The following is a 10,519-nucleotide window of genomic DNA, read 5'->3' as shown; positions in this document are numbered from 1 at the left end:
CCACCCCTAACTATGGGACAGCAGGGCCCAAGGGCTGCTTTTTTATGGTTTAAATATTGTGATCTCTATAGGTATTCACCGCCTTTCACTAAAAACGGGTGATTTTCAAGGGAGAAGGAGGGTTGTATTGCTCCGTTACTTTTTTGTTTAAGAAGAGTGCTAAGATGGCTTAAAGTTAAGTAATTAAGATCAGATAGCCCATATGAAAAAGTCTAGTAAACCCTCTATTACAAATGGCTTCGCCGCAGAGAATGCAGAGCTGATACTTAGTAGTTTTCAACGATTGACCGGTAATTCACTTATTTCGGAAGAACATATAGGTGAACAACGTCATAAAGCACTGTACGACCTTAAATATCCTGTACTGTCCCATAACGCTGAAGGCGATCCTAAACTAAATTACTCAAATGCTGCTGGCATGTCGCAGTTTGAAATTAGTTGGGAAGAACTGGTTAAACTTCCCTCGCGTTATACGGCAGAACCTCAGATTCAGGAGGAGCGGGATCGTTTACTCAAAGCGGTCACGGAGAAGGGGTTTATTGATGATTACCAAGGCGTCAGAGTTTCAGCCAAGGGTAATCGCTTCTTAGTAGAAGAGGCGATTGTTTGGAATATTATTGACGATTCGGGTAATTATTTTGGCCAAGCTGCTGTTCTCTATGTATGTACAGCCCTTTAACATCAGCAAGTAGAAACCGTAGGCAGTCGTTGTAAGTGGCCATCGTAAGTGGCAATCGTGAATAGGAACTGGGTAGGCAGTGTTTATTGGGTTGGGGCTTATATTAAATAAGAGTGGTTGTTGCTTGCCAGAGTAAGCGCATGGCTAACAGGGTAATGACAAAGCGGAAAACGTGGCTGAAAAGTTTCTCTGGCAATTTATGTAACATTTTTAAGCCTAACCAAGTGCCTACAACGCCCCCTAGTATCATAAGGATGATTAAAGTCAGCCATTGCCAAAATGAGAAGCCAATTAGTGTGAACACTGCCATCTTAAGACAGTGCTGAAGACTCATGCAGGTGGCGAATGTGCTGGTGGCTTCCAATTTGTCGTAGCTCTGGCGGTGGACAAAACCGGCTACTAGCGGTCCGGTGGCACCGACAAACATAGATATGATTGTAGTGCCGAAACCGGCGGCTAGATGTCCCTTATCACTCATTTGCTGCTTTTTCGGTTTAGGTCCCCAAACGAGAAATAGTATAAATAGTGCCACACACAGCTGAATGAGATAGAGCGGAAGTTGGATAACAACGAAGGAGGCGCTTATCGCACCAAAAAGAGCACCAATTCCGAAGAACTTGACCATTGACCAGTCAATATGTGCTCGGGTCATCCACGCTCGATTACCATTTGACCCTAATTGTACAAGGCCATGTACGGGGATTAATGCAATAGGAGGAAGTGTGGTTGCAAGGATTGCTAGGAGCATTACTCCACCCCCAATGCCGGCTGCGGCTGTAATAAAAGAGGTAGCCCCCGCAGAAAAGATCAGCAATAGTGTAAGTTCAATATTCTCAAAAATGGGCATTTAAGATGAGCTCGGTTACTTATTTATCACTAAGTGAGGCCATCACTTGCTGCGACCAATTCAAGCTATGTCTGTATGCGGTTTCATAGAATGCTTGGTCAAGTAGTAAGTCTATATTTTCGAACTCGCCACTCTCATATAAGCATGCTTGCTCCAAAATTTGTCCAAGCTGACCTTCGTGATTGAGTAATGCTGCTTTTACATCACTTTGCAGAGGAATCTGCTGTAAAAGGTCGGGCATATCCATATCAAGCAGTGCATCTAATTTGGAGAATAGCCCTGCAATGAAGTTGTTGATAGGTTGTTCTCTGCCTAACATCTCCGCCAGTAATTCGCACATGCGGCCACGTGCTAGCATAGAACGTGTGAGCTCTTCCGGTTTATCTTGCGTATCTGTAACAAGAAAGAGGCTGACCCATTTCCTGATTTGGTCGAAGCCGAGTAAGCTAATTGCGTGAGAGAGGGACTCTATTTCACGTGGGAAATTAAATGCAGCAGAATTAACAACACGCAAAATTCTATACGTTAATAACGGATCGTTAATAACTATTTGTTCAACTGATTGAGCTGTTGCCTGAGGGCTTTGTAGTTCAACCATCATCTGCAGTAAAAGTACTTTGCTACTGCCAAGCTTCTTGCCTTTTACTGGTTCCGGCTTACTGAGGAAGTAACCTTGGAAAAGTGCAAAGCCAAGTTCATGGCATTTGCGGAACTCTTCTTTCGTTTCTACTTTGTCAGCGAGCAGCTCTAAATTGTATTTACGTAGACTTTGTACAAGTTTGGGTAGTTTGTCTAATCCTTGAGCTTGAATATCTAGCTTTAGGATATGTATTAGGTTTAGTAAAGGGTCTAACTTAGAATCAAATTTGTAATCTGACAGGGCAAGGCGATAGCCTTGTTGACCCAGTTCTCTTACTCGGTCGATAAATTCAGGAGTAACTTCTGAATGCCCTAGTATTTCCAGAATAAAGCTTTCTTTTGGAAGTTCAGGGAAGTTCTCTGCCATTATCGTTTTATCAGTCAGCTTGATATAACAAGGCAAAGAGCGAACTTGTCCCTCTTCACAGATACTGGCATAGGTATTGAGGATGACAGAGGATGTGGCTAGGTGATCATTGATTCTCTTTGGGGCGGTTTCATCATCATTACGATAAAGTAATAGATAGGAAACGACATCCTGACTTTTATTGAACACAGGTTGTCGAGCAAGTAGAAGGTCAAGCGGCTCACCTGTTTCAAGATTATCGGTCATTCTGCATTCCTATCTTTGCGTATGGTTAATTTTATTATAACGTTGTTTAGGGTTACTTCTTTAAAAAGCCTCGGCTTTTTAGGAAATCTAGCATATGAGGCCGAGCTTCTTTTTGTAGCATCCCTGAAATTTGTTCGCTCCAAGTCATCTCTTTTTGCCCGCCAGTACGGCTACGATAGTAAGCTTGAACATCTTGATCATAGTCTTTGATCAAATCCGCGTCAGTTTGACTGTCATAACTGTCGTGTTTTAAAACGACATCTAAGGGTAGCCTAGGTTTAACTTCAGGGTTTTGATCTGGGTAACCTAAACACATACCAAAAACAGGATAAACTAGATCAGGTAGCGCTAAACTCTCTGTGACTAAATCGATTTTGTTACGCAGGCCGCCTATATAAACAATGCCCAAGCCTTCTGACTCTGCAGCAATGGCTACATTCTGAGCAAAAAGTGCACAATCTACTGTTGCGGTAATAAACTGTTCAGTAAAGCCCGACAGCATCTCTGCTTCATGCATATCACAGCTAATTTTATGTCGGTTCATATCGGCACAAAATACTAAAAAGGTAGGAGCTTCCTTTACATAGATTTGGTTGCCCGCCCATTCCGAAAGGTCAGCACGCTTTTTCTCATCATTAACTTGGATAACTGTGCATGCCTGTATAAAACTGGATGTTGCCGCTGCCTGCCCTGCTTGCACGCAGCTATTAATAAGCGTCTGCTCGACGGAGCGGTCTGTAAACTTGCGAATAGAACGGTGTGAATTCAGTAGTTTAATAACGTTGTTCATAAATACCTGTGCATCAAAGATCAGTGATTTTTCAGCTTTATTATTTGTATCATAGGGTGTCGATAAGCTGAATAGTATATAAAAGAGAAAAAGGGGAAAAATAAAAGCGGCATTGATCCTTGGTCTTCCATGTATTGATGCTTTTGGAACTATCTCAAAATGTTTAGGTCTATTTCTACATATTTAAATTATAGAGAGCTTTGTTAAGTGATTGAGAAACCTCAGGATTGTGACGATTTTCTTTTAGTCTTTTGTAAACAGCCTCGCTTAAATCAAGGTAAACAGCGCATAGCCGCTACCTTAGGTGCAGAAAAAACATTAGATATAGCTTCAGCTCTTTTAAATTGCGCGCTCGAGGATGCCTCTAATTGGGAAGGAACGGTAGTGCTTTCTCCAGCAGCAGAGGATGAAAAATACTGGGCAGAAGGGTTGTTACCTGAAGCTAGAGTCTATGTACAGCCCCAAGGCAAACTAGGGCGACGCATTATGGATGTAGATCAGAAGATTCGGGATCAAGGTCGTCAGAAAGTTATTATTATTGGTACGGACGCACCTATTTTAAATCGAGATATGTATCAGCAAGCCCTTGATGCTTTAGATCATTCGGATGTTGTTTTTAGTTCTGCCTCAGATGGAGGCGTTACTCTAATGGGGTCTAATCTACCTTGGCCTGATATTGAAGGGCTTTCTTGGAGTACTGAGCATCTTGGAGCTGAACTTAATCAAGCGTGTTTGTTGGCTGACAGAACAATCTCATATATTCCTCCTAGTTATGATATCGACCATGAGGTGGATTTAGATAAGTTATTGACTGATCTGGAATTTGATCCTCGCCCGTCACGTAAAGAGTTAAAACGTGTGATTGGGAACGTTCTAAATTAAGGCGTGATTGACCTGTAACTTTTCTTTTTAGGCTGTCTATGATGCAACGTATTCATACAGAAAATTGGTTTAAAACCCCCGAAGGTGACTCACGAGGTTATATTGAGTCTGATCGCTTACGTGAGTTATGGTTTCATACCGGCACGGCTTGTAATCTTCAATGTTCGTTTTGTCTAGAGGGCTCTGGACCAGGAGATACACGTCTTGAACTTGTTAAGTTCGCGGACGTAAAGCCTTTGATTGATGAATCATTAACTTTAGGTGTAGAGCAGTTTTCTTTTACCGGCGGAGAGCCGTTTCTCGCGAAACAGTTGGTCAAGATTTTACATTATGCGGCCAGCTTTAGGCCTTGTTTAGTGTTAACAAATGGTACAGAAGCTATTCAGCAGAGAATGGATGAAGTTGAGACTTTGCTGAAGGCTGATAACCCGGTGAGCTTTCGTATAAGTATTGATTATCCTACGGCCGAATTACATGATGCGGGGCGAGGTGAAGGAACGTTTGATAAAGCCTTACGGGGATTAAAAAAATTATATGACGCAGGTTTTTCTGTTTCTATTGCGCGACATATGGATAAAGGTGAAAACACTTCTGCTGTAGAGGCTCAATACCAGCAGCTTTTGAAAGCGTTGGGCTTACCTGAAGATCTAAACATTGTTGCGTTTCCCGATTTCGCAGCACCGGGGAGTCTGCCAAATGTACCTCAAGTAACCACAGCCTGTATGACGACTTATCAAACAGAGGAAAGCCGCAGCAGTTTTATGTGTGCTTTCAGTAAAATGGTTGTTAAAAAGCAAGGTGAGATGCGAGTGTACGCATGTACCCTTGTGGATGATGATGAAGAGTATGATCAAGGTGATAGCTTAACTAAGAGTCTGCATCAGCGGGTGAGTATGAAACATCACCGTTGTTATAGCTGTTTTGCTTATGGTTCCTCTTGTAGTGAAGGGTAAGTGTAGTGAAGGTTAAGTGCTGTTAGGGACAAGTGTAGTTAGGGATAGTTGTAGTTAGGGAGCGTACTGAAGGCTACGTATAGAAAACGTGGAATGTTTTAGATTTAGTAATTAAGGGGATGTGTGTGTTAGGGATCATTGGTGGTACAGGAATTTATCAGTTAGATGGCTTAGAGGTTGTAATTGAGCATGATATCGATACACCTTTCGGTTCTCCCTCAGCCCCTATTCTAGAGGGCAAAATGGGTAAGCGAACACTATTTTTTCTTCCCCGGCATGGTCGTCATCATGAACTTCTCCCTTCAGAAGTTAATTACCGAGCTAATATTTGGGCTTTGAAAACATTAGGTGTGACCCAAGTTATTGGTCTTTCAGCGGTAGGTAGTTTGCAAGAGGAGATTGAGCCAGGTGATCTTTCTTTACCAGAGCAATACTTTGATTTTGTTAAAGGCAATCGCGAGAAAACGTTCTTTGGCAAAGGGCTCGCCGCTCATGTTTCAACAGCTGAACCTACTTGTGGGTGCTTAGCTTCAGGCCTTTCTAAAGCTGCACAGTCGGTTGATATTAAACTACATCGTGGTAAAACCTATGGTTGTGTTGATGGCCCTCGATTAGGCACGCGAGCAGAAAGCTTCTTCTTGCGTGGGGCGGCAGGCTGCGATCTAGTTGGAATGACAAATGTGCCCGAGGTTTTTTTAGCGCGTGAAGCGCAGCTTTGTTATTGCACTATTGCCATTGCAACAGATTATGATTGTTGGCTAGATGATCCCGCTCAGCATGTCAGTGTGGAGCAGGTGATTGCACGCTATGGTGCTAGTTTAGAAAAAGCGAAAAACGTTTTAACCGCTTATATTGGGCAAGAGAAAACTGAATTTACGTGCTCATGCCGATCAAGCTTAGCATCGGCAGTTTTAACGCCTAAAGATCAGTTAAATGAAGAGCAGAGTGCTTTACTATCGGTGTTAAGCCGTTAGCTATGACTAGCACCCCATTACTCTCGGTGATTATTCCTATAGGTCCTGATGAGCTATCTGTACCTCAGGGCTTATTAGATGATCTACAGCATATTTCAGTTACAAGAGAGATTATCTTTGTAACTTGTAATGAGTCTTTTGATGAAGGTTATAGGCAGCACTGCACTAAGGCTTTAGGGGGGAGTGGTGTTTTTTGGATGAATGCAGGACAAGGTCGAGCTATTCAGATGAATGCAGGTGCTTTATCTGCCTCAGGTCAGTATCTGTGGTTCCTGCATGTAGATAGCCGTTTTGATCAGTCTCTGTTTGTCAGTCTGATCGATAACTTATCAGTTTATCCAGAGCGGCTGCATTACTGCTTGTTAAAGTTTTTAGCTGATGGCCCTTCAAGTATGGTCTTCAATGGCATGGGCGCTAATTTAAGGTCACGGATATTGGGTGCCCCTTTTGGCGACCAAGGTTTCGCAATTAAGCGTAGTGTTTTTTCATCACTAGGCGGATACCCTGAAAATGCTGCTTATGGTGAGGATCATCTGTTTGTATGGTACGCACGTCAGCAAGGTGTAAAGCTTAAATGTTGCCGCAAATACCTGAAAACTAGCGCGCGAAAATATACCCAAAAAGGATGGTTTGCTCTGACATCTCGCTATCAATATCTGTGGATAAAGCAAGCGATGCCAGAGTTATGCACACTTATTAAAAAACGCTATTTTTGACCACGCTGCCAACGATGAAATTTCTCAATCCAAGTTAATACCTTTTCTGGCGCGTGTGAACGTTTCCACTCTCCAGCTACATACTTATTAGCTTCGCTTAAGGTTGGGTAGATATGGATGGTCCCCAAAATCTTGTTTAAGCCTAATCCGTGCTTCATTGCGGTGACAAATTCAGTAATAAGCTCGCCTGAATGAGGCCCTACAATGGTGGCACCTATGATTTTATCTTTTCCGGGAACGGTTAGGATTTTTACTAATCCGTGGGCATCGTTATCTGCTATTGCTCGATCTAACTCCGCTAAATCAAATCGTGTTATCTCGTAGGGGATGTTTTGCTCTTTCGCTTCTAGTTCATTTAGGCCGACACGAGCGACTTCCGGGTCGGTAAACGTTGCCGCAGGAATGACTGAGTAATCTACCTTAAATTTTTTGAATTGCCCGAATAAAGCATTAACAGCGGCATACCAAGCTTGATGAGCTGCAGCATGGGTAAACTGAAAGGGGCCTGCTACATCACCGCAAGCATAAACGTTGGGGAATTTAGTTTGTAGGTACTCATTAACCTGTAGGGTCCCATCAGCTTTGCTCCCAATGTCTAAATTATCTAAACCGAAACCTTCTACATTGGCTTGCCTGCCTACAGCGACAAGCAGTTGGTCAAAGGGGATCTCTTCTACCTTACCTTGGTTTTCACAGATAAGTATCTTTTCGCCATCACGTTCAGTAAATTCGCGCATTTTTCGATGGCTGAGAATATTAATTCCTTCAGCTTTAAATCGTTCGCAGACTAGCTCTGAAACTTCAGGGTCTTCTTTAGCTAAGATGCGCTCGCCGCGAAGTAATATACTGACTTCTGAGCCAAAGCGTGCAAAGCATTGACTCAGTTCACAGCCAATAGGGCCGCCGCCGAGTACGAGCAAACGCTTAGGAAGCTCTCTAATTTGCCAGAGATTGTCAGAGGTTAGAGGTTGCATCGCCTCAATGTTTTTAACTGCGGGAATTCGCGGCCGAGCGCCTGTAGCTATGACGATATTACGTGTTGTAATAATTTCACCATTCACCACCACTTCGTAGGGATTTAAAATGGTTGCAGCGCCTTGCACACAATCAACGCCCAAACCAGTATAGCGCTCAATCGAATCATGCGGTTCAACGGTCTCAACTACTTTTTGTACACGCTCCATGACATCTGCAAAGTTAAATTTTACTTCGCTATGCTCAATTCCATATTCATGACTACGTTTATAATCGGCCATAAATCTTGCAGAGCGTATCAGCGCTTTGGACGGAACGCAGCCTGTATTAAGACAGTCGCCCCCCATTTTATGCTTTTCTACTAAGCTTACTTTTGCTTTAACCGCTGCGGCAATATAGGAGGTCACTAAACCGGCGGACCCTGCGCCAATCACCACGATATTAGTATCAAATTTTGTTGGCTTAGTGATTCCTGTATAGACTTGTTTCGCTTTAATTAGGTTAATAACTTTCTTGGCTATTAATGGGAATAGGCCTAATAAAGTGAAGGAGATGAGTATGCCGGGAGCTAGAATTCCCGCTAAGCTTTCAAGCTGGCCTAACTGAGTACCTGCATTAACATATACAGCGGTTCCCGCTAGCATGCCTAATTGGCTAACCCAATAGAAAGTCCACGTCTTAATGGGCGTGACACCCATGCCAAGATTGATAACAAAAAATGGAAATATCGGTACTAGACGCAGTGTAAATAGATAGAAAGCGCCCTCTTTTTCGATGCCTTCATTAATGGAAGATAGCTGCTGTTGAAAGCGCTTTTGAATACTGTCGCGAAGTAGAAAACGAGAGAATAGGAAAGCAAGTGTTGCACCTATAGAGCTAGCAAAAGATATTAGAATTAACCCCGTCGTTAGGCCAAATAGCGCACCGCCTGCTAATGTCATTATCGTTGCGCCGGGTAGCGATAAACCTGTCACTAGTACATAGATGACAAAAAATATTACTGCAGTCTCAAACGGTTTCTCTGCAAATTGTTGATCGAACTGGGCTTGATTCTGTTTGATAAACTCTAAATTTAAATATTGGCCTAGATCGAAAATAAAGAAGGCTGCAATCGCAGTCAGTACGACGAGAAGCAGAGGTAGTTTTTTCATTGATAAGGCCTAATTGAGGTAATGTGCAGTTAGGACATGCTGGAGATCGGAAAGTTTCAACTAACTGTGTTCATTTAGCATAGATGAAAGGCAAGGATTCTCTAATTTGAGCAGTATGTCTAAATCAGCATATGGTAAACTTCAGAATTAGACTTAGTGAATGATGCAATTGAGTTATTAGCTAGGATCTGACAATAACTAAACAACGATGTTTATAAGAAGAGATACGCAACGTGTGTAAAAAGAGATTGGTCGTTAACCCTAGCTGTGAACGCTTTCAAACGTTGTTAAATGACCTGCCCGTTGCATTTGATAAGAGCAGTTCGTCTATTCATAAAGCGCGTAACGAACTTAAGGTTGTTGATTACCAGAATGAATCGTTGGTATTAAAGTCATTTAAAGTCCCTAATCTTATTCGGCGTTGTATCTATACCTTTTTCAGACCGAGCAAGGCTGAAAAATCTTACCGCAATTCTCTATTACTGAAGAACTTTACCCCACTTCCAGTCGCATTTGTTGAGTACTTTGAGAGTGGGCTGCTCGCGAATAGTTACTTTGTCAGTGAACGTTATAGTTACGACTTCACCATTAGAGAACCCTTATTGGACATGAGCTTTCCTGATCGGGATGAAGTGCTTAGGGCGTTTGCACGATTTTCTTTAGAGCTTCATGATGCGGGCTTTTTTCATAAAGATTACTCGCCCGGTAATATTTTGATTAAAGGAAATTCGACTGAGGAATATCAGTTTAAGATTGTTGATGTTAACCGAATGCAGCAACTCACTTTAGACAGTGAAATGCGGGCAAGAGGTTTTGAAAAGTTGTGGGCTCTGGATAGCGATCTGGATATTATTGCTTCTGAGTACGAACAGCATACCGATCTGCCGAAGGGTTTTGCAGAAAGGGTAAAGCATTATTCAAACAAGAATAAACGCTTTAAGAACTTCAAGAAGCGCTTAAAAGGTAAGCCAGTAAATGACTAATATTGAGCATATATCCTGTGTCATTATTGTTAAAAATGCGAAAGAGACCATGGCTAATGTCTTAGATGCACTTTGCTATTTTGATGATGTGGTGGTTTACGATAATGGTTCTGATGATGGCACGCAGGAAATCGCAGCGGCTTATAGTAATGTGAATTTAGTTAATGGACCTTTCTTGGGGTTTGGGGAAACTAAGCAGCGCGCGGCGACCTACGCTAAGCATGATTGGGTTCTTTCACTTGATGCAGATGAAGTACTTGCGGATGATTTTGTCCAAGGTTTGATGTCGTTGAAATTGAATGACCAGAATGTTTATT

General features: G+C 42.4%; 11 protein-coding genes. 7 read left to right on the top strand and 4 right to left on the bottom strand.

Features of this window, described 5'->3' with window-relative positions; all coding sequences use genetic code 11:
* The first annotated feature begins 202 nt into the window (after positions 1–202).
* A complete protein-coding gene (locus B4K11_RS04065; RefSeq protein WP_292950444.1) occupies positions 203–679 on the top strand; it encodes an MEKHLA domain-containing protein in 477 nt (158 codons plus the stop codon).
* 103 nt (positions 680–782) lie between these two features.
* On the opposite strand, the gene B4K11_RS04060 is transcribed toward B4K11_RS04065, so the two are convergent.
* Genes B4K11_RS04060 through nfsA form a run of 3 tightly spaced genes read right to left on the bottom strand, consistent with a single transcriptional unit; the run spans position 783 to position 3,568 of the window.
* The gene (locus B4K11_RS04060; protein WP_292950443.1) at positions 783–1,526 is read right to left on the bottom strand and encodes a sulfite exporter TauE/SafE family protein; all 744 of its coding nucleotides are present in this window, start codon (positions 1,524–1,526) and stop codon (positions 783–785) included.
* A gap of 19 nt (positions 1,527–1,545) precedes the next feature.
* Complete coding sequence (locus B4K11_RS04055) at positions 1,546–2,778, bottom strand: EAL and HDOD domain-containing protein (protein WP_292950442.1); 1,233 nt, start codon at positions 2,776–2,778, stop codon at positions 1,546–1,548.
* 52 nt (positions 2,779–2,830) lie between these two features.
* The gene (gene nfsA, locus B4K11_RS04050) at positions 2,831–3,568 is read right to left on the bottom strand and encodes an oxygen-insensitive NADPH nitroreductase (RefSeq protein ID WP_292950441.1); all 738 of its coding nucleotides are present in this window, start codon (positions 3,566–3,568) and stop codon (positions 2,831–2,833) included.
* A 207-nt stretch (positions 3,569–3,775) separates the two neighbouring features.
* Here nfsA and B4K11_RS04045 point away from each other — a divergent pair, with 207 nt between their 5' ends.
* The 4 genes from B4K11_RS04045 to B4K11_RS04030 all read left to right on the top strand — a co-directional run bounded on the left by B4K11_RS04045 (position 3,776) and on the right by B4K11_RS04030 (position 7,093).
* The gene (locus B4K11_RS04045; RefSeq protein WP_292950440.1) at positions 3,776–4,450 is read left to right on the top strand and encodes a TIGR04282 family arsenosugar biosynthesis glycosyltransferase; all 675 of its coding nucleotides are present in this window, start codon (positions 3,776–3,778) and stop codon (positions 4,448–4,450) included.
* Between the two features lie 38 nt (positions 4,451–4,488).
* A complete protein-coding gene (locus B4K11_RS04040) occupies positions 4,489–5,403 on the top strand; it encodes a radical SAM protein (RefSeq protein ID WP_292950439.1) in 915 nt (304 codons plus the stop codon).
* A gap of 125 nt (positions 5,404–5,528) precedes the next feature.
* Positions 5,529–6,377, top strand: a complete 849-nt coding sequence (mtnP, locus tag B4K11_RS04035; RefSeq protein ID WP_292950438.1) for an S-methyl-5'-thioadenosine phosphorylase — start codon at positions 5,529–5,531, stop codon at positions 6,375–6,377.
* A 2-nt stretch (positions 6,378–6,379) separates the two neighbouring features.
* Positions 6,380–7,093 carry a hypothetical protein gene (locus B4K11_RS04030; RefSeq protein WP_292950437.1) on the top strand — a complete coding sequence of 238 codons (714 nt, stop codon included), beginning with the start codon at positions 6,380–6,382 and terminating at the stop codon, positions 7,091–7,093.
* Here B4K11_RS04030 and lpdA read toward each other — a convergent pair.
* The gene (gene lpdA, locus B4K11_RS04025; protein WP_292950436.1) at positions 7,084–9,219 is read right to left on the bottom strand and encodes a dihydrolipoyl dehydrogenase; all 2,136 of its coding nucleotides are present in this window, start codon (positions 9,217–9,219) and stop codon (positions 7,084–7,086) included. The genes B4K11_RS04030 and lpdA overlap by 10 nt on opposite strands.
* Before the next feature lie 233 nt (positions 9,220–9,452).
* Between lpdA and B4K11_RS04020 the strand changes: the two genes are divergently transcribed.
* Both B4K11_RS04020 and B4K11_RS04015 read left to right on the top strand, forming a co-directional pair.
* Entirely contained in the window at positions 9,453–10,202 is a 750-nt protein-coding gene (locus B4K11_RS04020) for a hypothetical protein (protein ID WP_292950435.1), read from the top strand.
* Positions 10,195–10,519 (top strand): glycosyltransferase (locus tag B4K11_RS04015; protein ID WP_292959246.1); only part of this gene is annotated, 325 nt, incomplete at its 3' end. The genes B4K11_RS04020 and B4K11_RS04015, both read left to right, overlap by 8 nt.

Source organism: Neptuniibacter sp. UBA6509 (genome assembly GCA_002435145.1).
Classification (GTDB): Bacteria; Pseudomonadota; Gammaproteobacteria; order Pseudomonadales; family Balneatricaceae; genus Neptuniibacter.
The sequence above is the reverse complement of the archived record's forward strand: the minus strand, read 5'-3'. Positions and strand labels throughout refer to the sequence as shown.